This is a genomic window from Pseudotabrizicola sp. (genome assembly GCF_030684215.1).
GTDB lineage: Bacteria > Pseudomonadota > Alphaproteobacteria > Rhodobacterales > Rhodobacteraceae > Pseudotabrizicola.
On sequence record NZ_JAUXOV010000040.1, the window covers coordinates 59,240 to 80,893 of the forward strand.

23 protein-coding genes and 1 tRNA gene are annotated in these 21,654 nt (G+C 61.1%); 17 read left to right on the forward strand and 7 right to left on the reverse strand.

Annotated elements, in window-relative coordinates:
• Positions 1 to 68: 68 nt before the first annotated feature.
• From coxB to Q8K08_RS08155, 11 genes are all read left to right on the forward strand, one after another.
• Positions 69 to 1,016 carry a cytochrome c oxidase subunit II gene (gene coxB / locus Q8K08_RS08105; protein ID WP_304797712.1) on the forward strand — a complete coding sequence of 316 codons (948 nt, stop codon included), beginning with the start codon at positions 69 to 71 and terminating at the stop codon, positions 1,014 to 1,016.
• Between the two features lie 71 nt (positions 1,017 to 1,087).
• The gene (gene cyoE / locus Q8K08_RS08110) at positions 1,088 to 2,023 is read left to right on the forward strand and encodes a heme o synthase (RefSeq protein WP_305249736.1); all 936 of its coding nucleotides are present in this window, start codon (positions 1,088 to 1,090) and stop codon (positions 2,021 to 2,023) included.
• A complete protein-coding gene (locus Q8K08_RS08115) occupies positions 2,020 to 2,208 on the forward strand; it encodes a hypothetical protein (protein ID WP_304797708.1) in 189 nt (62 codons plus the stop codon). Before cyoE ends, Q8K08_RS08115 begins: the two co-directional genes overlap by 4 nt.
• A complete protein-coding gene (locus Q8K08_RS08120) occupies positions 2,205 to 2,774 on the forward strand; it encodes a cytochrome c oxidase assembly protein (RefSeq protein WP_304797706.1) in 570 nt (189 codons plus the stop codon). The genes Q8K08_RS08115 and Q8K08_RS08120 overlap by 4 nt, the downstream gene beginning before the upstream one ends.
• Before the next feature lie 23 nt (positions 2,775 to 2,797).
• Positions 2,798 to 3,598 carry a cytochrome c oxidase subunit 3 gene (locus Q8K08_RS08125; RefSeq protein ID WP_305249737.1) on the forward strand — a complete coding sequence of 267 codons (801 nt, stop codon included), beginning with the start codon at positions 2,798 to 2,800 and terminating at the stop codon, positions 3,596 to 3,598.
• A gap of 80 nt (positions 3,599 to 3,678) precedes the next feature.
• A complete protein-coding gene (locus Q8K08_RS08130) occupies positions 3,679 to 4,347 on the forward strand; it encodes an SURF1 family protein (protein WP_305249738.1) in 669 nt (222 codons plus the stop codon).
• Positions 4,348 to 4,360: 13 nt separating this feature from the next.
• Positions 4,361 to 5,746, forward strand: a complete 1,386-nt coding sequence (gene thrC, locus Q8K08_RS08135) for a threonine synthase (RefSeq protein WP_304799569.1) — start codon at positions 4,361 to 4,363, stop codon at positions 5,744 to 5,746.
• Positions 5,743 to 7,002, forward strand: coding sequence for a pitrilysin family protein (locus Q8K08_RS08140; RefSeq protein ID WP_305249739.1), 1,260 nt, complete (start codon positions 5,743 to 5,745; stop codon positions 7,000 to 7,002). Before thrC ends, Q8K08_RS08140 begins: the two co-directional genes overlap by 4 nt.
• Complete coding sequence (locus Q8K08_RS08145; protein ID WP_305249741.1) at positions 7,002 to 7,586, forward strand: GNAT family N-acetyltransferase; 585 nt, start codon at positions 7,002 to 7,004, stop codon at positions 7,584 to 7,586. The genes Q8K08_RS08140 and Q8K08_RS08145 overlap by 1 nt, the downstream gene beginning before the upstream one ends.
• Positions 7,587 to 7,693: 107 nt before the next feature.
• Entirely contained in the window at positions 7,694 to 8,506 is an 813-nt protein-coding gene (locus Q8K08_RS08150) for an MBL fold metallo-hydrolase (protein WP_305249765.1), read from the forward strand.
• A gap of 76 nt (positions 8,507 to 8,582) precedes the next feature.
• Positions 8,583 to 9,992 (forward strand): FAD-binding oxidoreductase, encoded by a 1,410-nt coding sequence (locus Q8K08_RS08155; RefSeq protein ID WP_305249742.1) that lies wholly within the window; start codon positions 8,583 to 8,585, stop codon positions 9,990 to 9,992.
• A 13-nt stretch (positions 9,993 to 10,005) separates the two neighbouring features.
• Here the strand turns inward: Q8K08_RS08155 and Q8K08_RS08160 are convergent.
• Positions 10,006 to 10,081, reverse strand: a tRNA-Ile gene (locus Q8K08_RS08160).
• Between the two features lie 135 nt (positions 10,082 to 10,216).
• On the opposite strand from Q8K08_RS08160, the gene purM reads away from it, so the two are divergent.
• Together purM and purN are read left to right on the forward strand one after the other, a co-directional pair.
• The gene (gene purM, locus Q8K08_RS08165; protein ID WP_304802271.1) at positions 10,217 to 11,263 is read left to right on the forward strand and encodes a phosphoribosylformylglycinamidine cyclo-ligase; all 1,047 of its coding nucleotides are present in this window, start codon (positions 10,217 to 10,219) and stop codon (positions 11,261 to 11,263) included.
• Entirely contained in the window at positions 11,260 to 11,859 is a 600-nt protein-coding gene (gene purN / locus Q8K08_RS08170; RefSeq protein ID WP_305249743.1) for a phosphoribosylglycinamide formyltransferase, read from the forward strand. The genes purM and purN overlap by 4 nt, the downstream gene beginning before the upstream one ends.
• Here purN and Q8K08_RS08175 read toward each other — a convergent pair.
• Positions 11,856 to 12,773 carry a Hint domain-containing protein gene (locus tag Q8K08_RS08175; protein WP_305249744.1) on the reverse strand — a complete coding sequence of 306 codons (918 nt, stop codon included), beginning with the start codon at positions 12,771 to 12,773 and terminating at the stop codon, positions 11,856 to 11,858. The genes purN and Q8K08_RS08175 overlap by 4 nt on opposite strands.
• 257 nt (positions 12,774 to 13,030) lie before the next feature.
• Here Q8K08_RS08175 and rnd point away from each other — a divergent pair, with 257 nt between their 5' ends.
• The gene (gene rnd / locus Q8K08_RS08180; protein ID WP_305249745.1) at positions 13,031 to 14,188 is read left to right on the forward strand and encodes a ribonuclease D; all 1,158 of its coding nucleotides are present in this window, start codon (positions 13,031 to 13,033) and stop codon (positions 14,186 to 14,188) included.
• 2 nt (positions 14,189 to 14,190) lie between these two features.
• Here rnd and Q8K08_RS08185 read toward each other — a convergent pair whose 3' ends face one another.
• The gene (locus Q8K08_RS08185; protein ID WP_304802263.1) at positions 14,191 to 14,646 is read right to left on the reverse strand and encodes a hypothetical protein; all 456 of its coding nucleotides are present in this window, start codon (positions 14,644 to 14,646) and stop codon (positions 14,191 to 14,193) included.
• A 135-nt stretch (positions 14,647 to 14,781) separates the two neighbouring features.
• Here Q8K08_RS08185 and Q8K08_RS08190 point away from each other — a divergent pair, with 135 nt between their 5' ends.
• Entirely contained in the window at positions 14,782 to 15,189 is a 408-nt protein-coding gene (locus Q8K08_RS08190; protein ID WP_304802261.1) for a SufE family protein, read from the forward strand.
• 6 nt (positions 15,190 to 15,195) lie between these two features.
• On the opposite strand, the gene Q8K08_RS08195 is transcribed toward Q8K08_RS08190, so the two are convergent.
• The 3 genes from Q8K08_RS08195 to cobS form a co-directional block, all read right to left on the reverse strand.
• The gene (locus Q8K08_RS08195; protein ID WP_305249746.1) at positions 15,196 to 16,989 is read right to left on the reverse strand and encodes an aminopeptidase P family protein; all 1,794 of its coding nucleotides are present in this window, start codon (positions 16,987 to 16,989) and stop codon (positions 15,196 to 15,198) included.
• A gap of 91 nt (positions 16,990 to 17,080) precedes the next feature.
• On the reverse strand, positions 17,081 to 18,952 hold the full coding sequence (gene cobT / locus Q8K08_RS08200) for a cobaltochelatase subunit CobT (protein ID WP_305249747.1): 1,872 nt from the start codon (positions 18,950 to 18,952) through the stop codon (positions 17,081 to 17,083).
• 70 nt (positions 18,953 to 19,022) lie between these two features.
• The gene (gene cobS / locus Q8K08_RS08205) at positions 19,023 to 19,997 is read right to left on the reverse strand and encodes a cobaltochelatase subunit CobS (protein WP_305249748.1); all 975 of its coding nucleotides are present in this window, start codon (positions 19,995 to 19,997) and stop codon (positions 19,023 to 19,025) included.
• Positions 19,998 to 20,164: 167 nt separating this feature from the next.
• Between cobS and msrB the strand changes: the two genes are divergently transcribed.
• A complete protein-coding gene (gene msrB, locus Q8K08_RS08210; RefSeq protein ID WP_304800960.1) occupies positions 20,165 to 20,629 on the forward strand; it encodes a peptide-methionine (R)-S-oxide reductase MsrB in 465 nt (154 codons plus the stop codon).
• Positions 20,630 to 20,674: 45 nt separating this feature from the next.
• On the opposite strand, the gene Q8K08_RS08215 is transcribed toward msrB, so the two are convergent.
• Positions 20,675 to 21,307 (reverse strand): J domain-containing protein, encoded by a 633-nt coding sequence (locus Q8K08_RS08215; RefSeq protein ID WP_304800958.1) that lies wholly within the window; start codon positions 21,305 to 21,307, stop codon positions 20,675 to 20,677.
• Between the two features lie 89 nt (positions 21,308 to 21,396).
• On the opposite strand from Q8K08_RS08215, the gene Q8K08_RS08220 reads away from it, so the two are divergent.
• Complete coding sequence (locus Q8K08_RS08220; RefSeq protein WP_304800956.1) at positions 21,397 to 21,648, forward strand: BolA family transcriptional regulator; 252 nt, start codon at positions 21,397 to 21,399, stop codon at positions 21,646 to 21,648.
• The last annotated feature ends 6 nt before the right edge of the window (positions 21,649 to 21,654 follow it).

Sequence of the window (21,654 nt, forward strand, 5' to 3'; positions counted from 1 at the left end):
GCTACCATGCGGCATGTGGGGTATTCTGACAAGCGGCGCCCAAGCCGTAAGGATAACGGGAACAGAACATGCGTCTTTGGAACAAAATCGGCGGTGTCGCCGCCACTGTTGCGGGCTTGATGGCAGGCGGTGCTGCCGTCGCGCAAGGTCTTGAATTGGTGGGTATTCCCATTGACAGAGGCACCGATTTTCAGCCGGCAGCGACCGAGCTTGCGCGCGATTTGCAGGGGTTAGATTGGATGATCCTGGTGATTATCACCGTTATCACCGTCTTTGTGACCGGCCTGCTGATCTGGATCATCTTTCGCTACAGCGAAAAGCGGAACCCCAAGCCTGCGACATTTACCCACAACTCGCCGCTGGAAGTAGCGTGGACTGTGGTGCCAATCCTGATCTTGGTGTTCATCGGGGCATTTTCGCTGCCAGTGCTGTTCAAACAGCAGGAAATTCCTGTGGGTGACATCACCATCAAGGTAACCGGGTACCAATGGTATTGGGGCTATGAATACGTTGATGACGGCATAAACTCGCCAAATGCCGAAGGTGCAACACCGGTGGCCTTTGACAGCTACATGATTGGTGCGCCTGCTACGGGCGGCGACAACCGCCTGACGCCGGAAGTATCGGCGCAGCTTGCCGCCGCTGGCTACACCGACCGTGAATTCCTGCTTGCCACCGATACGGCGGTTGTGGTGCCGATTGGTAAAACAGTGGTCATGCAGATCACTGCTGCCGACGTGATTCACTCGTGGACCATCCCGGCCTTTGGCGTGAAGCAAGACGCGGTGCCAGGCCGACTGGCGCAATTGTGGTTCAACGCAGAGCGTGAGGGCATCTATTTCGGTCAGTGTTCAGAGCTTTGCGGAATCGCGCATGCCTATATGCCAATAACGGTCAAGGTCGTGTCCGAAGACGTTTACGCCCAATGGCTTGCCGCTGCGCAAGCGGGTGATGTGGTGCTGTCGGCCGCCGATGTCGAATCCTATTCCGCGACCCGTCTTGCCGCCAACAACTGATCCTGATCCGTCAGGAAGCGATGTGAATGGCCCCGTAAACCGGGGCCATTTCCCTAAGCCAAGGAAAATAAATGAGCGACGTTCAGGCCAATCCACTTAACGGCGAGGCGCAATTTGGCGACTATGTCGCGCTGCTCAAGCCGCGTGTAATGTCGCTGGTTGTCTTTACCGCGCTGGTCGGTCTGCTGGTGGCCCCGGTCGGGGTGCATCCGGTGGTGGGATTTGCTGCAATCCTGTTCGTGGCGCTTGGGGCAGGGGCCTCGGGTGCGCTGAACATGTGGTGGGACGCTGATATTGACGCGGTGATGAAGCGCACCCAGAGCCGTCCGGTGCCAGCCGGCAAGGTGCAGGCGGGTGAGGCGTTGGGTTTGGGCCTTGCGCTGTCGGGCATTGCTGTGGTGATGCTGGCACTGGCGGCCAATCTGTTTGCCGCCGGGTTGCTGGCCTTCACGATCTTTTTCTACGCTGTGGTGTATTCCATGTGGCTCAAGCGACTGACCCCGCAGAACATCGTGATAGGTGGGGCGGCAGGTGCCTTTCCGCCGATGATCGGCTGGGCTGTGGCGACGGGCGGTGTGTCGGTAGAATCGGCGCTGATGTTCGGGTTGATCTTCATGTGGACCCCGCCGCATTTCTGGGCACTCGCGCTGTTCATGAAGGAAGACTACCACAAGGCAGGCGTGCCGATGCTGACCGTGACCCACGGTCGCGCCGAAACCCGCCGTCAGATCCTGATTTACACGGTGCTGCTGATCCCGATTTCAATCTGGGCCGCGCTCACTACCATCGGCGGACCGTTCACGCTGGCCACTGCGGTTGTATTGAACGCAATCTTCCTGAAGGGCGCTTTTGATATCTGGAAACGCGCCGAGCCGCAGGCCGAGGCCGATAAATATGCGGTGGAAAAATTGTTCTTCAAATTCTCGCTTGGCTATCTGTTCCTGCATTTCGCGGCCTTTCTGGTCGAGGCTTTGCTTAAGACCTATGGGCTGGGGGGCTGGGCATGAGCTTTCGTCCCGACCACGAACTACATGGCCGCCGGTTGTCGCGGAATATCGGTCTTGGCGTGACCCTGGTTGCCTTTGTGGCGCTGGTCTTTGCGCTGACGGTCGTAAAGGTCACACGTGGCGATCCCATGCAGGGGTTTGATCACACCGTTCGGCCCGAACTCGACAGGACAACCCAGCCATGAATAACACTGCGAAAACTGCTACAAAACTGGCGGGTGTTGTGGTCATGATGGCCTCACTCTCGTTTGCCGCTGTGCCGTTTTATGACTGGTTTTGCCGGGTCACCGGTTTTGGCGGCACAACGTCGGTGGCTGAAGCCGCGCCGGATACCATTCTGGACCAGACCATGCAGATCCGGTTTGATGCCTCGACCTCAGGCGGAATGGCGTGGACCTTCAAGCCGATGCAGCGCACCATGACCGTGCGGATCGGGGAAAACGCCCTCGCGTTTTATGAGGCGCACAACCCGACTGACCGTGTGATTGCGGGCACCGCCAGCTATAACGTGACGCCAGATGCGGCAGGCGGGTATTTTGCCAAGATTGCTTGCTTCTGCTTTACCGAGCAGGTGTTGCAGCCTGGCGAAACCGTTCAGATGCCCGTCAGCTTTTTCGTGGACCCTGCAATCGTCACTGATCGCGAAGGCAAGTTCGTGAAAGAGATCACGCTGTCCTATACCTTTTACGAAACACCCTTGTCCGAAGATCAGGCGGCCCTTGCCGTTTCGCCTGCGGACACTGTAAACTGATAAAAAAACCGAGGGAACCGACCATGGCCCACGCCAAGAACCACGATTACCACATTCTGCCGCCATCTATCTGGCCCTTTCTTGGGGCAGTAGCGGCCTTTGTCATGCTGTTTGGCGCTGTGCTGTGGATGCACGGCTCTGGCCCATGGATGGGGCTTATCGGCTTTGTCGGGATGCTTTATGTGATGTTTGCCTGGTGGGCGGATGTGATCAAGGAAAGCCAGGAAGGCGACCACACCCCGGTCGTGGTTATCGGGCTGCGCTACGGCTTCATCATGTTCATCATGTCCGAAGTGATGTTCTTTGCCGCATGGTTCTGGTCGTTCTTCAAACACGCCATGTATCCGATGGGGCCGCTGTCGCCTATTCAGGATGGCCAGTGGCCGCCTGCCGGGATTGAGACCTTTGACCCATGGCACCTGCCGCTGATCAACACGTTGATCTTGCTGTGTTCTGGCGCGGCTGCCACCTGGGCGCACCACGCGCTGGCACATGAGAACAACCGCAAGGATCTGGTCAACGGGTTGATCCTGTCGATCGTGCTGGGCGTGTTCTTCACCATCCTGCAGGTCTATGAATACACCCACGCCGCCTTTGGCTTTGCTGGCAACATCTATGGCGCCAACTTCTTTATGGCGACGGGGTTTCATGGCTTTCACGTAGTCATTGGCACGATCTTTCTGACTGTCTGTCTGATCCGCGCGCTCAAGGGCCATTTCACCCCTGAAAAGCACGTCGGTTTTGAAGCAGCGGCTTGGTACTGGCACTTTGTGGATGTGGTGTGGCTGTTCCTGTTCGCCGCGATCTACGTCTGGGGCCAATAAGCCTTTCGGGGCCATCCAGCCCCTTGTTGATGCCATAAGGCGCGGGCCAAAGGGTCCGCGCCTTTCTTTTGGAGAGACAAATGACCCGTCGCATGATCATTCCCTTGCTCTTCGGCCTGATCGGGGGGGGCATTCTGATGGGCTTTGGCATCTGGCAGTTGCAACGGCTGACGTGGAAAGAGGCGGTTCTGGCCGATATCGAGGCGCGGATCGTGGCGGCCCCGGTGGCTCTGCCGCTGTTGGCGGACCCCGAGGCCGACCGCTATTTGCCAGTGACGGCCACCGGGCGCTTTACCGGTGAGTCGCTGGATGTGTTGGTCAGCCGCAAACAGATCGGCGCGGGCGTGCGGGTGGTCGGGGTGTTCGAAACCGATGGCCGCCGCGTGCTGGTGGATCGCGGCTTCGTGGCGCAGGGTGCGCGCGACGCGCCGCGTGGGGCGGATGCCACCACCGTTGTCGGCAACTTGCACTGGCCGTCCGAGGTGGACAGCTTCACCCCGCCGCCAGATACGAAAACCGGGCTTTGGTTCGCTCGTGACGTGCCAGCGATGGCCTCTGCGCTGACCGCCGAGCCGCTTTTGCTCATTGCCCGAGAGCCCACCGCACCGGGGATCGAGCCGCTGCCGGTTGATACTTCCGGCATCCCGAATGATCACCTTGGCTATGCGGTGCAGTGGTTCGGGCTGGCCGCTGTATGGTTGGGGATGACAGCGTATCTTCTGTGGCGTATCAGGCGCAGAACGGTTTGAAGGCAAGGTTGCGATGAAATACATATCTACCCGTGGTTCCGCCCCGATCCTGACCTTTGGTGAGGCGATGATGACCGGCCTTGCCCGCGATGGCGGCCTGTATGTACCCGAATCAATCCCGACGATGACGCAAGATGAGATCGCCGCGCTGGCGGGGCAAAGCTATGAAGAGATCGCCTACCGGGTGATGCGGCCCTATCTGGGTGACACCTTTGACGACGATGAATTCCGGGGTCTGCTGGCGGCGGCTTACAAACCCTTTGGCCATGTTGCCCGAGCGCCCCTCGTGCAGATGGGGCCGAACCATTTCCTGCTGGAGCTGTTCCACGGCCCGACACTGGCGTTCAAGGATTTCGCCATGCAACTCATTGGCCAGATGATGCAGGCGGCGCTGGCCAAAACGGGTGAGCGGATCACGATTGTGGGGGCCACGAGCGGCGATACCGGGTCGGCGGCGATGGAGGCGTTCCGGGGTCTGTCCAATGTGGACCTGTTTATCCTGTACCCGCATGGCCGGGTGTCTGACGTGCAGCGCCGCCAGATGACCACCCCGTCAGAGGCGAACGTGCATGCCTTTGCGATGGACGGCGATTTTGATGATTGTCAGGCCCGCGTAAAGGATATGTTCAACGACTTTGCCTTTCGCGATGGCGTGCGGCTTGCAGGGGTGAACAGCATCAACTGGGCGCGGGTTCTGGCGCAGGTGGTCTATTATTTCTCGTCCGCCGTATCCTTGGGCGCACCGCACCGGGCGATCAGCTTTACCGTGCCGACCGGCAATTTCGGGGATATTTTCGCGGGATATATCGCACGGCAAATGGGCTTGCCGATTGAACGGTTGGTGATCGCGACCAACCAGAACGACATTTTGCATCGCGCCCTGACCTCGGGCGATTATCGCACCAATGGGGTAAAGCCGTCGATGAGCCCGTCGATGGATATTCAGGTGTCATCCAACTTTGAACGCGCGCTGTTTCTTGCCTATGAAAGCGATGGCCGGGCCATTTCGCAGCTGATGGATGAGATGAAATCCGGCGGCTTCCATATCAGCCAAGGGGCTTTGGAATCCTTGCGCGCGACCTTTGCCTCGGGCCGCTGTTCCGAGGAAGAAACCACCGCCACCATCACCCGCGAATACGTGCGCACCGGTGAGATACTATGCCCGCATTCCGCCGTTGGCGTGAGGGTGGCGAATGACTATCTGGGGGCGACACCGATGATCACGCTGGCCACCGCACATCCCGCCAAATTCCCCGATGCCGTGCTGGATGCCATCGGCCAGCGCCCCGAACTGCCCGCCCGCATGTCCGATCTGTTTGACCGGCGCGAACGGCTTACCCGCGTGCCGAATGATCTTGGCCGTCTTCAATCCCTGATCCGCGAAAGGATCGCATCTTGAGCCTGCAAATCTCGACCCTGCCCAATGGATTGAAGATCGTCACTGAACATATGCCGGGGCTGCAATCGGCCTCGGTCGGGGTCTGGGTGATGGCTGGGGGGCGGCACGAAACGGCGGCCCAGAACGGCATCGCGCATTTTCTGGAACATATGGCGTTCAAGGGCACGGCCAAGCGCACGTCCTTGCAGATTGCCGAAGAAATTGAGGATGTGGGCGGCTATATCAACGCCTATACCTCCAAGGAAATGACAGCCTATTATGCGCGCTGTCTGGTGGCGGATGTGCCGCTGGCGCTGGATGTGATTTCTGACATTGTGCTGAACCCGGTGTTCGATCCGAAAGAAATCGAGACCGAGCGCCATGTGATCTTGCAGGAAATCGGGCAATCACTGGACACACCTGACGACATCATCTTCGACTGGTTGCAAGAGGTCAGCTACCCAGACCAGCCATTTGGCCGCACGATCCTTGGTCCGACCGAACGGGTCAGCAGCTTTTCGGCTGATGATCTGCGCGGTTTTGTCGGCCAGCATTACGCGCCCGATCAGATGATCCTGTCGGCCTCGGGTGGGGTGGATCACGAATCCATCGTGCATCAGGCGCGTGAGATTTTCGGCCATCTGTCTGCCCGTGGCCTGAGCATCGTGGAACCCGCCGCCTTTATTGGCGGTGAGCGGCGCGAGGTGAAAAAGCTGGAACAGGTGCATTTCGCCCTGTCGCTGGAGGCACCCGGCTATCGTCACCCTGATGTTTATACCGCGCAGGTCTATGCGATGACGATGGGCGGGGGCATGTCGTCGCGCCTGTTCCAGAAGATTCGCGAAGAGCGCGGGCTGTGCTATTCGATCTTTGCGCAATCCGGCGCCTATGAAGACACCGGGTCGATCACAATCTATGCCGGCACCTCCAAGGAGGAGATTGCGGCGCTGACGCAACTGACCGTGGATGAGATGAAGCGCGCCGCCGAGGATATGACCGAGGCCGAGGTCGCACGGGCGCGGGCGCAGCTGAAAGCGGGCTTGCTGATGGGCCTTGAAAGCCCGTCGAACCGGGCTGAGCGGAATGCGCGGTTGCTGGCAGTCTGGGGCCGGGTGCCAACTCCTGCGGAAGCGGTGGAAAAGATCGATTCGGTCAGCATGGCCGATGTGCGCCGATTTGCAGGTGATCTTGCGGGCGCGAAATGCGCGCTGGCGATGTATGGTCCGGTTGCACGCGCCCCCGGTCTCGACACCATCCGCCACAGGCTTGCCGCCTGATGCTGCCCTTCCGCCGTCGCCCCAAGCTGGAGACAGAGCGCATGACGCTGCGCCTGCCCACGCATGGTGACTGGCGGGCATGGGCCGAACTGCGTGAGGGCAGCGCCGGGTTTCTGACCCAATGGGAGCCGGTCTGGTCTGTCGATCATCTCTCGCGGCGATCCTTTACCAACCGGGTCTACTGGGCGCAGCGGGCCGAGGCGCAGGGCACGGCCGTTCCGTTCCTGTTGATCCGGCGGCAAGATCAGCAGCTGTTGGGCGCGATTACGCTGGACAACATCCGGCGCGGGCCGTCGCAATGCGCGACCATCGGCTATTGGGTGGGCGAGCAGTTCAGCCGCCGGGGCTACATGCGCGAGGCGATTCTGTCGGTGGTGCATCACGCCTTTACCACGCTGGACCTGAGCCGGATCGAGGCCGCTTGCCTGCCGGAAAACGCGGCCTCGCGTGGGGTGCTGGAAAAGACTGGCTTCAAATATGAGGGCGTGGCGCAAAGCTACCTTCAGATCAACGGGCGCTGGCGAAATCATGTGCTTTATGCCGCTTTGCGCGCCGATAGGCGTGGTCGGACCGATGTTGGCTGACCTCTGACGCAAGCGTGATCGGGTGATGCGGCTGACCTTGGGGCAAGCCGTGCTAGGTTTCGGGTTCAACTCGGAGGTGCCCGATGCGTCTGACACTGCTTCCCGCCATGTTGCTTGCGCTTTGCGCCTTGCCTGCGCTTTCGCAAGAACAAGCACGCATCCCGGACGCGCAAGTGCGCATCCCTTCGCATTGCTTTGCGGTTGCGCAGGGGATTGCGCAGGTTATGCCAGTCAGTTTCGCGAGCGATGTTGCCGCAGATTATGTCCGCATCCATTTCATCGACCACGCCAGCTTTGCCATAGCGGCGGGCGGCAAGACGGCAGTGACCGATTTCACCGGCTATACGGGCATGCGCGACTGGGTGCCCGATGTTGTGACGATGAACAACGCCCATTCCACCCATTGGACCCCCTATCCCGATCCGCGTATTCCCAATGTGCTGCCGGGCTGGGCCACCGAGGCAGGCCCGGCGCAGCACGAGCTGGATCTTGGCGTGATGCTGGTGCGCAATGTGCCGACCGATGTGCGCTCGCGCTGGGGGGATGACGTGCGCAAGGATGGCAATTCGATCTTTGTTTTCGAGGCGGGAGGCTTGTGCATCGGTCATCTGGGCCATCTGCATCACGCGCCTGATGATGCGCAATATGCCAGCATAGGGCGGCTGGATGTGGTGATGGTGCCGGTCGATGGCGGTTATACCATGGCGGTCAGTGAAATGTCGGAAGTGGTGCGGCGCTTTCGGTCGTCTATCGTGATTCCGATGCACTGGTTTTCCGGTTCATCGTTGCGAGTGTTCCTTAGCACCATGCAAACCGAATTTGACGTGGTAGAAACCGGGATGCCGTCGCTGGATGTGTCCTTGCGCAACCTCCCGGGGCGGCCCACGATCATGGTCTTGACGCCCGAGGCGATCAACTGAAGGTCCGCCCGCCGGGCTGATGAGCGGTTTAATTGCGCGCGGCACTGGCGTAAAGCTGGCGCAAAGGAGCCGTCCCATGCTGAACCCCTGCACCCAAGATTTCACCGCAGCCCTCGCTTCTGCGCATCGCGGTGTATTACGCGACGTGGCACCGCGCGATGTCGCCGATCCGCGCGGGCGCTGGCAGGGGCAGGGCGGCGCGGTTGCTTGTCCGCGCACCACTGCCGAGGTGGCGGCGGTGGTGGCGGCCTGCAATGCGGCATCGGTTGGAATTATCCCTTTGGGTGGCGGGACCGGGCTTGTCGGCGGGCAGGTGATGCCTGACGGCCCCGCGCCGCTGATCCTGTCGCTGGAGCGGATGACGGCCCTGCGAGCGGCCTTTCCCGCAGAAAACGTGCTGCTGGTTGAGGCGGGCATGATCTTGGCCGATGTGCAGGCCGAGGCGGACCGGGTGGACCGGCTGTTTCCGCTGTCACTTGCGTCTGAGGGGTCGGCCCGGATTGGTGGCAATCTGGCTGCGAATGCGGGCGGCCTGAATGTCCTGCGCTATGGAAATACCCGCGATTTGTGTCTGGGCCTAGAGGCTGTATTGCCAGATGGCAGCATTTTCAATGGCTTGAAACGCCTGCGCAAGGATAACACCGGTTACGACCTGCGCCATTTGCTGATCGGGTCTGAAGGCACGCTTGGCATCATCACCGCCGCCAGCCTGCGCTTGTTTCCCAAGCCATCGGCAAACGTTGTTGCGCTGCTGTCAGTGCCCTCGCCGCGGGCTGCACTGGATCTTCTGGCGCTGGCCGAGCGGCAGTTGGCCGGGCTGATTTCGGCTTTTGAGCTCATCAACCGCATGGGCTACGACTTTCTGGCCGAAACCATGCCCGAGGTTGCCGTGCCGTTGTTGCCGGTGCCGGAATGGTCCGTGTTGATAGAACTGGGCTTGCCGCAAGGCATGGCACCAGAGGAGGCGATGGCCAGTCTTTATGCGCAGGCAACAGAAGCCGGGTTGGTGCTGGATGGCGTTATCGCCACATCACAGGCGCAGGCGGCGGCGCTGTGGCGCATCCGCGAAAGCATCCCCGAAGGCAACCGCCGCATTGGCGCGGTGTCGAGCCATGATATCAGCCTGCCCCTGTCGGCCATCCCCGATTTCATCCCCCGTGCTGGGGTGGCGCTTGCACGTCTGGGGGAGTGGCGGATCAATTGCTTTGGCCATCTGGGCGACGGGAACTTGCATTACAACGTGTTCCCGGTGCCGGGCCGCAGCAGGCGCGACCATGAAAACCAGCGCGATGCGGTGAAAACCTGTGTGCATGACATCGTGCATGACATGGGCGGATCAGTCAGCGCCGAACATGGCATCGGGCGACTGAAGGTGGATGATCTGGTACGCTACGGCGATCCGACCAAGCTGGCGGCGATGCGGGCGATCAAGGCGGCGCTGGACCCAAAGGGCATCATGAACCCCGGCGCGGTTATGCGCGGCTGAGCGCAAGGGAAAGTGGTAGGGCCGGAGGGACTCGAACCCCCAACCAAGGCGTTATGAGCGCCCGGCTCTAACCATTGAGCTACAGCCCCGTACCGATGTCTTGCCTAACAGATCACGCGGGCGGGTCAAGATTGAGCGCGCCAAGATCGGGTTGGTTTGTTGCGCGCGGATTGCGAAACGCGTAAGGGAAGCCCAACAGCGGATTCCCTGAACGGAGACGGGCGATGACCAAAGGCCACAACGGGTTGACCTATGCCGATGCGGGCGTGGATATTGACGCCGGCAACGCGCTGATCGACCGGATCAAGCCTGCCGCCAAGCGCACGATGCGGTCGGGCACCATGGGCGGGCTTGGCGGTTTTGGCGCGTTGTTCGACCTGAAGGGTGCAGGCTATACCGACCCTATTCTGGTGGCGGCGACCGATGGCGTGGGCACAAAGCTGCGCATCGCGATTGATACCGGCAATGTTGACACCATCGGCGTGGATCTGGTGGCGATGTGCGTCAACGATCTGGTGTGCCAAGGCGCAGAGCCGTTGTTCTTCCTTGATTATTTCGCGACGGGCAAGCTGGAACTGGATCAGGCCACCCGTATCATCACCGGCATCGCGGCGGGCTGTGAGGCCAGTGGCTGCGCGCTGATTGGTGGCGAGACGGCGGAAATGCCCGGCATGTATCACGGTGGCGATTTTGACCTTGCGGGCTTTGCCGTGGGCGCGATGGAGCGCGGGTCTGACCTGCCTTCAGGCGTGGCTGAGGGCGATGTGCTGCTGGGTCTTGCCTCTGACGGGGTGCATTCCAACGGTTACAGCTTTGTGCGCAAGGTGGTTGAGCTGTCAGGGCTTGCGTGGGATGCGGCTTCGCCGTTCAGTGAGGGCACATTGGGCGCGGCACTGCTGGCGCCCACACGACTGTATGTAAAGCAATCGCTTGCAGCCGTGCGGGCCGGGGGCGTTCACGCCTTGGCCCATATCACCGGAGGCGGATTGACAGAGAACCCGCCGCGCGTGATCCCCGATGGGCTGGCCTGCCAGATTGATCTGGGTGCGTGGACCCTGCCGCCGGTGTTCGACTGGCTGGCGCGGACGGCCAACATGTCTGAGCCAGAACTGCTGAAAACCTTTAACTGCGGGATCGGCATGATGCTGGTGGTGGCCGAGGACCGGGCCGAGGCAATCGCCGACCTTTTGCGCGCCGAAGGTGAAACGGTTGTCCATATGGGTCGGGTCGTCAAAGGTGAGGGCGTGATCTACAAGGGCCGCCTGCTGTGACACGCGTTGCCATCCTGATATCCGGGGGTGGCTCGAATATGCTTCGGCTGGTGCAGGCGATGCACGACGGCGGCTTTGCCACGCCCGTTCTGGTCGCATCCAATGACCTTCAGGCGGCGGGGCTGGCCAAAGCGGCGGCGAATGGCGTGGCGACGGCGGCGGTTGATCACCGCTCCTTTGGCCGAGACCGCGCGGCGTTTGAGGCGCAGCTTTTGCAACCTATCCTTGCCGCAAAGCCCGATGTCTTGTGCCTTGCTGGGTTCATGCGCGTGCTGACCCCCGATTTTGTACGCCAGTTTGAAGGGCGGATGCTGAACATCCACCCGTCATTGTTGCCAAAATACCCCGGCCTGCACACCCATCAGCGCGCGCTTGACGCGGGCGACGCGCAGGCCGGGTGCAGCGTGCATGAGGTGACGGCAGAACTGGATGCCGGGCCGATCCTTGGGCAGGCTGTGGTGCCGGTCTTGCCGGGCGACACCGCCGAGACGCTGGCGGCACGGGTGCTTATCCAGGAACACCTGCTTTATCCGCAGGTATTGCGCCGCTTTGTGGCAGGCGATCGAACCCCCTTGATGCTTGAGGGCTCGGCCTAGGCCAACACCTGCCGCGCCGTAACGCCGTTCATGACAGGGCGGACAACGCCGCTTCCTGTGCCACGGACGGGGCAAAGCGATGGGAAAAGCCTGCGGATTTCATCACGGGCAGGCTGATCAAAGGCCAACAGCGACTTGCCACCGGGAAACAGGCTTTCAGTGGCAGCACCTTCGGCAAAGATCACCTGATGTTCTTCACACAGCAGATGCACATAGGTGATCATCGGTCTGCGCACCCGGCGGATAGTGCGCCCGTTCACCAGATGCGCCGCTGCCGCAATGGTTTGCGGTTTCCCCATGATCAATTCGGTACGCCAGCCCTCGACCAACATGCGGTGTTGGGGCGACACCAGCAGCTTTCGGCGGTTGCCAGCCGCCCCGACCTCGAATCTTATCGGGGCCATACGCCCCAACCCACACACCTTGCGCCGTCCGGCCCAGACCACGGGGCTGTAACCGTTGTCCATTGTTTGCAGGCGGTCACCGGGCCGGATGCATTCGACCGGAACCTCTCCGCGCGCGGTCCTGATCAGCGTGCCCTCGACAAAACAGGGAATGGCTGGAGGATTGGTCGGAAACGAGTCAAACGGCAACCGGGTATTGCGCGGGGGAAATATCCCCGGCCCATATTGAATGGTGCCATCTGTGATCGGTTCCATCTGAAACACGATCCGCGCCGGGCTGGTAAAGATCTGATGCCCATCAGATCCAGCACGCCCCTGAAACTGGTCGTGCTGGGGGTTCAGGCTGCTGTAAATCGGCGGATCGGGCGGGTCATCATCAGGCCAGACGTAGATATCAACGAACTGCCCGTTGCCAAAGCTCGTCTGGCCATTTCCCACCTGTCGCACAACAGCCCGGTAATAGGTGTTGGCATTGCCCAGCGTTGCTACGCCTGACAAGCTCACAATCATATTGTTTCCGTTCCCTGTAGAGGAGGCGGACCCATAAGTGGCGATTTGATCGCCGCGCAGAAAGAGTTCGACGTCGGGCATTTTAGCCACGTTTTTTTTGCTCGATTTAACCTTTAGTTAACCACCTTTCGAATCACCTGTCTTGCGGAAAACTGGGAAACGGGCGTGTCAGGGGCTTTTCAAGGAGAAAGCTGCCGCCTATAGCGAAAGAACACCTGTTGCGGGATGCCCCCGCGGCCCCTTGAAAGTTGCGACCGATGCGCACCATCACGACGACGACAGATCTCGCCGCATTTTGCGAGGCAGCCAAATCCCAACCATATGTGACTATCGACACCGAGTTCCTGCGCGAGCGGACCTACTGGTCAAAGTTGTGCTTGATCCAGATGGCGCTTCCCGGCAAGAACGGTGATGCGGTGCTTGTCGATCCGATTGAGGGCGAGGCGATGAGCATGGAGCCGCTCTATGACCTGTTCCGCCATACCGCGACGGTCAAGGTGTTCCACGCAGCCCGGCAGGATCTGGAGATTTTCTTTGTCGAGGGCAATGTCTTTCCCGAACCGCTGTTCGACACCCAGATCGCCGCCATGGTCTGCGGCTTTGGCGAGCAAGTCGGGTATGAGACGCTGGTGCGCAAGATTGCCAAGGAAAATCTGGACAAGACCAGCCGCTTTACCGACTGGTCCCGCCGCCCGCTGACCGATGCGCAAAAGGAATATGCGCTGGCTGATGTCACCCATCTGCGGGTGATCTACGAATGGCTGGCGGCCCAACTGGCCAAGAACGGCCGGTCGCATTGGGTGGGCGAAGAACTGTCGGTGCTGACCAACCCCGACACCTACACCACCACCCCGGATGAGGCGTGGCTGCGGATCAAGACCCGCACCACCTCGGGCCGGTTTCTGGCTGTGGTCAAAGAGTTGGCGCGCTTCCGTGAGGAGTATTCGCAAAAACACAACGTGCCGCGCAGCCGGGTGATGAAGGACGATGCTTTGCTTGAACTGGCCTCAACCCGGCCCACCTCGGTCGAGGAACTGGGTCGGTCGCGTCTGTTGATGCGCGAAGGCCGCAAGCCAGAGATTGCTGAAGGCATTCTGGCGGCGGTCAATGCCGGGCTTTCGATGAAACCCGAAGACATGCCAAAGGTTGCGGATGAGCGCGAGCAAATTCAGGTCAACCCGGCGCTGGCCGATCTGCTGCGGGTCTTGCTCAAGGCAAAATCGGAAAGTCTGGGCGTCGCGCCAAAGCTCATCGCCTCGTCCGCAGACCTTGATGCCATCGCCGCTGGCGGGCGCGAGGTTGAAGCCTTGGGCGGCTGGCGCAAAGAAGCGTTTGGCGATGATGCCCTGCGCCTGTGCCGGGGCGAAATCGCCCTGTCGGCCAAGGGCAACGAAGTGCGCGTCGTCCGCCTGTGATCTTACCGGCGGGTGGTGCGGGCTGACCGCTCTCCCTGAACGGTTATGCGCGAGATATCCTCTAGCCTGCGCGGGGAGACGGTCATTGCGGCCGTAACCTCGCGCGAACGCACGGTGCCGACAGCCGTTTGCGTGACCGGGGGGAGGGTGCGGAAATCTAGCACCAGATGTGTGGGGTCATCGCCTTTGACCTCAACCAGCTCAACCTGCCACCAGCCTTGGGTTTCCATAACCCCGGTGGCCCGCACGATAGCCCCGCCGGAATAAGGCTCGATGGTCAGTGACACCACATCGGCCACTAACAGCCTAGGATCGCGCTTTTCTTGCAGCGGTGAGATGGTTTCCACCCGCTCTGACCGACCAAACCAGTTGAACGGGTTAAGCCGCGAGTCGCGCACCGGCCCACAAGAGGTCAGAACCAGAACGGCAACAAGGGCAGCGGTCACAGGGCGTTTCATTGGTCCATCCATCTTCGCTTTGATATTGGGTAGCCGATGCGTCGGCTTTTGAAAAGGGCGGGTGTTGATTTCGGGCAAAGGGGCTGGACGTATGCAGGGTCGGGCATTACCTCACAATGCAAAGGAGCCCCGATTATGGCCACCCCCGCGTTTGAAGATATTGCCGAGACCTTCGATTTTCTGGACGATTGGGAAGACCGCTATCGTCATGTGATCGAATTGGGCAAAGCCATGCCGCCCTTGGCCGACGAATTCAAGGTGCCTGCACTGAAAGTCGATGGCTGCGCCAGTCAGGTCTGGCTGCGCCCGGTCGTGGCAGACGGCCAGTTTGATTTTCAGGGGGACAGTGATGCGATGATCGTGCGCGGGCTGATCGCTATTCTGCACGCGCTCTATTCCGGCGTGCCGGTCGATCAGATCGCCGCCGTGGATGCGCCCGCCGAATTGGGGCGCTTGGGGCTGAACGACCATTTGTCGGCGCAGCGGTCAAACGGGGTGCGGGCGATGGTGGACCGTATCCGGTCCGTCGCGGTGTCTGCCTAGCCGTTGTCAGAGCGGCGCGCAGGCCGCCGTCAGCCACTCCAGCGTGCCCCCGCCGACCCGCGGTCCGATCTTTGCCAGCACCTCGGCGTGATACGCGTCAAGCCACTCCCGCTCGGCGGGGGCCAGCATGGCCGTCACGATAAGCCGACGGTCCAGCGGCACAAAGGTCAGCGTTTCAAAGCTGTACTGCGCACGGTTGTCGCCCAGATCAGGCGCGACCTGCACCACGATCAGGTTCTCCAGCCGGATTCCAAACGCGCCCTCGCGGTAATAGCCAGGTTCGTTCGACAAGATCATGCCGGGTTCCAGCGGCACCTCTGACAGTCGGCTGATCCGCTGCGGCCCCTCATGCACGCTTAGAAACGCCCCTACACCATGCCCGGTGCCGTGGTCAAAATCCTGCCCAGCGACCCAAAGCGCCACCCGCGCCAGCGGGTCCAGATCGCGCCCCGAAACCCCTTTGGGAAAGCGTGCGCGCGAAATGGCAACCATGCCTTGCAACACACGGGTATAGCAGGCCCGCGCATCCGCGCCCGGATCGCCCATGGCAACCGTGCGGGTGATGTCGGTGGTGCCGTCACGATATTGCGCGCCCGAATCCACCAGCAGCAGCTCATTGTTCTGCACCGGCCGGTTCGTCTCACGCGTTACGCGGTAATGCATGATCGCCCCATTTGGCCCCGCGCCGCAGATGGTATCAAAGCTGATATCATGCAGCGCATTGGTGGCGCGGCGGAACCCTTCCAGCGCTGTGACCACATCAATCTCGGTCAGCGTGCTCTGCGGTTGACTTTCAAGCCATGCGAGTAACTCCACCACCGCCGCGCCGTCCCGCAAATGGGCCGCGCGCATCCCCTCAATCTCGGCTGAGGTCTTGCGGGCCTTTGGCAGGCGGCAAGGATCTTCGCCCCATGCGACCGCGATTCCCGCCTCGGTCAGCGCGTCACTGACCGCCAGAGGCGCGCTTGCCCTGTCCACCCGCACCGGACCGGACAGGCTGCGCAACGCGGATACAAAGGCCTCAGGCGGGCGCAGGCTGACCTGTGGGCCCATATGGGCGTGCGTGGCATCATCCAGCTTGGCCGGATCGGCGAACAGGGTCAAGCGCGCATCATCGTGCAGAATGGCAAAGCCATGCAGAACCGGATTCTTGGGTACATCGGCGCCACGGATATTCAACAGCCAGCAGATCGAGTCGGGCAAGGTGATCACCGCCGCCCGCTGACCGGCCTTGCGCAAGCCCTCGGCCAGCCGGGCGCGTTTGTCGGCGCTGCTATCGCCCGCCAGAGCATCAGGATGCACAAACGCCAAGCCGCAAGGGGGTGGGGGCTGGTCGGGCCAGATCGCATCGACCAGATTTTCTGTGGCGCGCAAACCCAGCCCCGCAGGCTCCAGCACCGCCCGCAGCGCCGCAATGTCATCGGCAGTATGCAGCCAGGGGTCAAACCCGACCTCGCCCGCGCTCAGATGCTCGGTGATCCAGTCGCCGGGCTTTATCTCGGGCCAAGGCACGGGCGTGAAATGCCCAAGATCGACCTGCGCCTTGACCTGCACCCGGTAGCGCCCGTCGATGAACACACCCGCCACATCGCGCAAAATCACAGCAAAACCCGCGGACCCTGTAAATCCGGTCAGCCATTGCAACCGCTCGTCGCGCGCGGCCACATATTCCCCCTGATGCGCATCAGCGCGCGGCACGATGAACCCGGCCAAGCCCTCACGTGCCAAAACCTCACGCAGGGCCACCAGACGGGGCGGCCCCTGTTCTGGCGTGGCATGGTTGTCAAAGCTCTGGAACATAGCATTCACCTTGGTTCAAATACTCCGGGGGTGAGGCCAAAGGCCGAGGGGGCAGCGCCCCATTTGCCCCGCCCGGAGGGCAGCGGCACCCTCATCCCGCGCGCCGCATCCCCATCACTCGGGCACGTTTGCGCGGATCGGTGTCGAACAACCCCGCCAGTTGCTCGGTCATCGCCCCGGCCAACTGCTCCACATCGGTGATCGTCACCGCACGGTTGTAATAACGGGTCACGTCGTGGCCGATGCCAATGGCGATCAGCTCGACCGCCTTTTTGCGCTCCACCATCGCGATCACATCACGCAGGTGTTTTTCCAGAAAATTCGCAGGGTTGACCGACAGGGTGCTGTCATCCACAGGGGCGCCGTCTGAAATCACCATCAGGATCTTGCGCGCCTCGGGTCTGGCCGCAGCCCGGCGGTGCGCCCATTCCAGTGCCTCACCGTCGATGTTTTCCTTCAGCAGCCCCTCTTTCATCATCAGCCCCAGATTTGGCCGGGTGCGCCGCCACGGGGCATCGGCGCCTTTGTAGATGATGTGGCGCAGGTCGTTCAACCGCCCCGGTTGCTGCGGGCGGCCTTGGGCCAGCCAGCGCTCGCGGCTTTGCCCACCCTTCCAAGCGCGGGTTGTAAAGCCAAGGATCTCGACCTTGACCGAGCAGCGTTCCAGCGTGCGCGCCAGCACATCAGCGCAGATTGCGGCAATGCTGATCGGCCGTCCGCGCATCGAGCCGGAGTTATCGAGCAATATGGTCACACAGGTGTCGCGGAACTCGGTGTCCTTTTCCTGCTTGAAAGACAAGGGCGTGGTCGGGTTGGCCACCACGCGCGCAAGGCGGCCCGCATCCAGCGTGCCTTCCTCAAGGTCGAAATCCCAGCTGCGGTTCTGTTGCGCTTGAAGGCGGCGTTGCAGCTTGTTGGCCAAGCGGCTGACAGCGCCTTTAAGCGGTTCAAGCTGCTGGTCCAGATACGCGCGCAAGCGCTCCAGTTCAGCTGGTTCGGCCAGATCTTCGGCGCGGATTTCTTCATCGAATTCAGTGGTGTAAACGATGTAATTCGGGTCAGCCGAGGAATGCGGGGCAGGCGGTGGCGGCTCCAGCGGGGCTTCGCCCTCGGGCAGTTCGGCCTCGTCGCCCTGTTCCATATCGGCGCTGTCTTCCATCGAGACCTGCGCCTGAGACTGGTCTTGCTGGTCTTCCTGACTGCGCTCGGGGCTGGCCTCGGATTCGTCTTGCTCCGACTGCTCGTCGCCCTGGCTTTCGGGGCTGTCCTCGTCTTCCTGCGCCTCGTCATCGGCTTGGTCATCGTCAGGCGCGTCGGGATCGTCGCCCAGTTGATCGCCGTAGCCAAGGTCTGAAATCACCTTGCGCGCAAGGCGGGCAAAGGCGGCCTGATCGAACAGCACATGGTCGATGTTGTCCAGCGTGCCACTGGCCTGTTCCTCGATAAACCCGCGCCACAGGTTCATGACATTGGCTGCACCCGGCGGCAAATCACGCCCGGTCGCCAGATGGCGCACCAGATAGCCCGCAGCCACCGACAGCGGCGCGTCCTGACTGTTGGTGATCTGGCCATAGCCCTTTCGGTCGGCTTCATGCGCGATTTTGGCGTCGATATTGCCAGCGGTCCCCGGCATGGCGCGCGCGCCCACTGCCTCGCAGCGCGCGGTCTCCATCGCGTCATAGATGTCGCGCGCCAGCTGCCCAGAGGGCGCATAGCGGGCCGACACGCCCTCATCATGGAACTTGCGGCGCAGTGCAAAGGCGTCGGCGGTGCCACGGGCCAGCAGAACCTCGTCGCGTGTCATGCGGCGGCTGACCTGCGGCAGACGAACGCCGTCGCGGTTCATGCCCGGCGGGTCCACCGAATAGGTGACGGTCATCTCCGGGTCGTCAGCCATGACCTTCGTGGCCTCGGCCAGAGCCTTTTTGAACGGATCTGCTGGGTTGTCGGTGGGTTTGGTCATCATACGCCCCGGTAGGGCGGGGTTCACCCCGCCGATGTGGCACAGGCGGGGTGAACCCCGCCCTACCGACTTATTTCATCGCCATGGAGGCGGCTGATTCCGGCAGTTCCTCGGCAAAGCAGCGCTGATAGAACTCTGCCACCGTCTGCCGTTCCAACTCGTCACATTTGTTCAGGAACGTCAGCCGGAACGCGTAGCCCACGTTGCGGAAAATCTCGGCGTTTTGTGCCCAATTCAGCACTGTGCGCGGTGACATGACGGTGGACAGGTCGCCATTCATGAACGCGGTCCGGGTCAGATCGGCCACAGTCACCATCTGGCTGATCTTTTTGCGCCCGGCTTCGGTGTTGTAATGCGGCGATTTGGCCAGCACGATGGCCGCCTCGGCATCGTGGGACAGATAGTTGAGCGTGGCCACAAGGCTCCAGCGGTCCATCTGGGCCTGGTTGATCTGCTGGGTGCCGTGATACAGCCCGGTCGTATCGCCAAGGCCCACAGTGTTTGCGGTGGCAAACAGGCGGAAATATGGGTTCGGAGTGATAATCTCGTTCTGGTCCAGCAAGGTCAACTTGCCATCGGTTTCCAGCACACGCTGGATTACGAACATCACATCCGCCCGGCCTGCGTCGTATTCGTCGAACACAATCGCCACCGTGTTGCGCAAGGCCCATGGCAGAATGCCTTCGTGGAACTCGGTCACCTGCTTGCCGTCGCGCAGCTTGATCGCATCCTTGCCGATCAGGTCGATCCGGCTGATGTGGGAATCGAGGTTCACCCGCACGCAGGGCCAGTTCAGCCGCGCGGCCACCTGTTCGATATGCGTCGATTTTCCCGTGCCGTGATAGCCTTGGATCATTACCCGGCGGTTATAGGCAAAGCCCGCCAGAATCGCCAAAGTGGTATCGGGATCGAACTTATAGGTGGTGTCGATTTCCGGCACGCGGTCGGTGCGGTCGGCAAAACCCTTGACCTTCATGTCGGTGTCGATGCCGAACACCTCACGAACAGAAATTTCCTCGGTTGGTTTCATCGCGTGATCCAGCATCCTGCTTCGCCTTGTTTCGGTCGTTTGGTCAAATCTTGTGGAGTTGTGGAACATAACACAGAGGGGTTCAAGGGGAAGGGCACCAGTTCCCGTTTGCGTGAGGCCGAAACCTTTGTCCCCAATGCCGCGTATAGACAGCATAGAGTTCGCATATGATGGAGGCGACGATGAACAGACGTGCAGTTGTATTGGGGGGCGTGGCCCTGTTTGCCTTTGGCCCGTCGGCCTGGGGCGCCGATGGGAATTTTGAATACAAGCTGACCGATGCCGAATGGCGCGCAAAGCTGGGCGATCTGCCCTACCGCGTGCTGCGCGAGGAGGCGACAGAGCGTGCCTTCACCAGCCCGCTGGACACTGAAACGCGCACCGGCACCTATCACTGCGCCGGGTGTGATCTGCCTGCGTTCTCATCCGCGCATAAATACGACAGCGGCACCGGCTGGCCCAGCTTCTGGCAGCCGTTGCAGAACGCCGTCGGCACCAAGGATGACCGCAGCCTGTTTGGCACGCGCACAGAGGTGCATTGCCGCCGTTGTGGTGGGCATTTCGGCCATGTATTTGGGGACGGGCCACAGCCGACAGGCAAGCGCTATTGCATGAACGGGGCGGCGCTGACGTTCCGGGCCGCCTGACCGGATATCTGCGCACAGGATGGCGCCCCCCTTGCGGGGGCGCCGTCATTCCCGGAAATAGCGGCTGTCCTTGATCTGGTCCCAGGCCCAGACCACCTCTTGCAGGCGGTCTTCGTCTGACCGGTCGCCGCCATTCATGTCAGGATGAAGATCCTTGACCAGCGATTTGTACTGCTTGCGGATCTCGGTCTTGGTCCAGGTGTCGCGGGCGTCCAGTATTTCGATCGCCTTGCGCTCGGTCGGGGGCAGTTTGCGGGTCGAGGTTCCAGCCGGTCTGCCCGGATTTTGCGTGGCTTTTTCCCCCAGCAGCGACATCGGGTCATCGACCCCCAGACGGGCCCAGGCCCGGCCATCGTCCTTGCGGCTGAATGGCTTTGTAGGGCGTTCCCACAGCCGGTCCTTATCCAGAAACTTCTGGAAATCGTCGTCAGATGTGCCCTGAAAGAAGTTCCATTTCAGATTGTATTCGCGGATGTGATCTTTGCAGAACCAGAAAAACTCATCCAGCAGATCCGGGCTTTTGGGCGCGCGATACGCCCCCGCTTCGGCACAGCCCGGAAAGTCGCATGGCTTGTTCGACGTATCAAAGGCACCCGACATTCCCCGCCGTGTGGTCTTCTTGCGTTTCTTGTCCGCTGAGACGCGGATGTCGAATTCGAATGGGGGTTTCGTGACCATGGTCTGCCTTTCCTGCGTCCCGCATCTTTCCGACTCGGGCGGCACAGTTTAGGGGTTTGGGCGGCAGATTGAAGGGGGCGCAGACAAAAATGACCGTGAAGCATGACATGGATCAGCGGCTAAGGGCCGCATTTTCACCGCAACATATTGAAATTGTGAATGAAAGTCACAAACATGCCGGGCATTCCGGCGATGATGGTTCTGGCGAAAGCCATTTCCGTATAGTGCTGCGGTCCGACATTCTGGCCCCGATGAGCCGGGTTGCGCGTCACCGCGCAGTCCACGCAGCCCTTGGCGACCTTAATACGAGGGTTCATGCCATTGCACTGGATCTGGGTTGATCCTGC

Coding starts and splice junctions, on each gene's coding strand:
- Q8K08_RS08145 (WP_305249741.1), top strand. CDS start 7,002: ATGCTGCCCTTCCGCCGTCGCCCCAAGCTGGAGACAGAGCGCATGACG.
- Q8K08_RS08125 (WP_305249737.1), top strand. CDS start 2,798: ATGGCCCACGCCAAGAACCACGATTACCACATTCTGCCGCCATCTATC.
- cobS (WP_305249748.1), bottom strand. CDS start 19,997: ATGCTGGATCACGCGATGAAACCAACCGAGGAAATTTCTGTTCGTGAG.
- coxB (WP_304797712.1), top strand. CDS start 69: ATGCGTCTTTGGAACAAAATCGGCGGTGTCGCCGCCACTGTTGCGGGC.
- purM (WP_304802271.1), top strand. CDS start 10,217: ATGACCAAAGGCCACAACGGGTTGACCTATGCCGATGCGGGCGTGGAT.
- Q8K08_RS08185 (WP_304802263.1), bottom strand. CDS start 14,646: ATGAAACGCCCTGTGACCGCTGCCCTTGTTGCCGTTCTGGTTCTGACC.
- cyoE (WP_305249736.1), top strand. CDS start 1,088: ATGAGCGACGTTCAGGCCAATCCACTTAACGGCGAGGCGCAATTTGGC.
- Q8K08_RS08120 (WP_304797706.1), top strand. CDS start 2,205: ATGAATAACACTGCGAAAACTGCTACAAAACTGGCGGGTGTTGTGGTC.
- Q8K08_RS08175 (WP_305249744.1), bottom strand. CDS start 12,773: ATGATTGTGAGCTTGTCAGGCGTAGCAACGCTGGGCAATGCCAACACC.
- Q8K08_RS08150 (WP_305249765.1), top strand. CDS start 7,694: ATGTTGCTTGCGCTTTGCGCCTTGCCTGCGCTTTCGCAAGAACAAGCA.
- thrC (WP_304799569.1), top strand. CDS start 4,361: ATGAAATACATATCTACCCGTGGTTCCGCCCCGATCCTGACCTTTGGT.
- Q8K08_RS08155 (WP_305249742.1), top strand. CDS start 8,583: ATGCTGAACCCCTGCACCCAAGATTTCACCGCAGCCCTCGCTTCTGCG.
- Q8K08_RS08220 (WP_304800956.1), top strand. CDS start 21,397: ATGACCGTGAAGCATGACATGGATCAGCGGCTAAGGGCCGCATTTTCA.
- msrB (WP_304800960.1), top strand. CDS start 20,165: ATGAACAGACGTGCAGTTGTATTGGGGGGCGTGGCCCTGTTTGCCTTT.
- Q8K08_RS08190 (WP_304802261.1), top strand. CDS start 14,782: ATGGCCACCCCCGCGTTTGAAGATATTGCCGAGACCTTCGATTTTCTG.
- Q8K08_RS08115 (WP_304797708.1), top strand. CDS start 2,020: ATGAGCTTTCGTCCCGACCACGAACTACATGGCCGCCGGTTGTCGCGG.
- cobT (WP_305249747.1), bottom strand. CDS start 18,952: ATGACCAAACCCACCGACAACCCAGCAGATCCGTTCAAAAAGGCTCTG.
- Q8K08_RS08195 (WP_305249746.1), bottom strand. CDS start 16,989: ATGTTCCAGAGCTTTGACAACCATGCCACGCCAGAACAGGGGCCGCCC.
- rnd (WP_305249745.1), top strand. CDS start 13,031: ATGCGCACCATCACGACGACGACAGATCTCGCCGCATTTTGCGAGGCA.
- Q8K08_RS08215 (WP_304800958.1), bottom strand. CDS start 21,307: ATGGTCACGAAACCCCCATTCGAATTCGACATCCGCGTCTCAGCGGAC.
- Q8K08_RS08130 (WP_305249738.1), top strand. CDS start 3,679: ATGACCCGTCGCATGATCATTCCCTTGCTCTTCGGCCTGATCGGGGGG.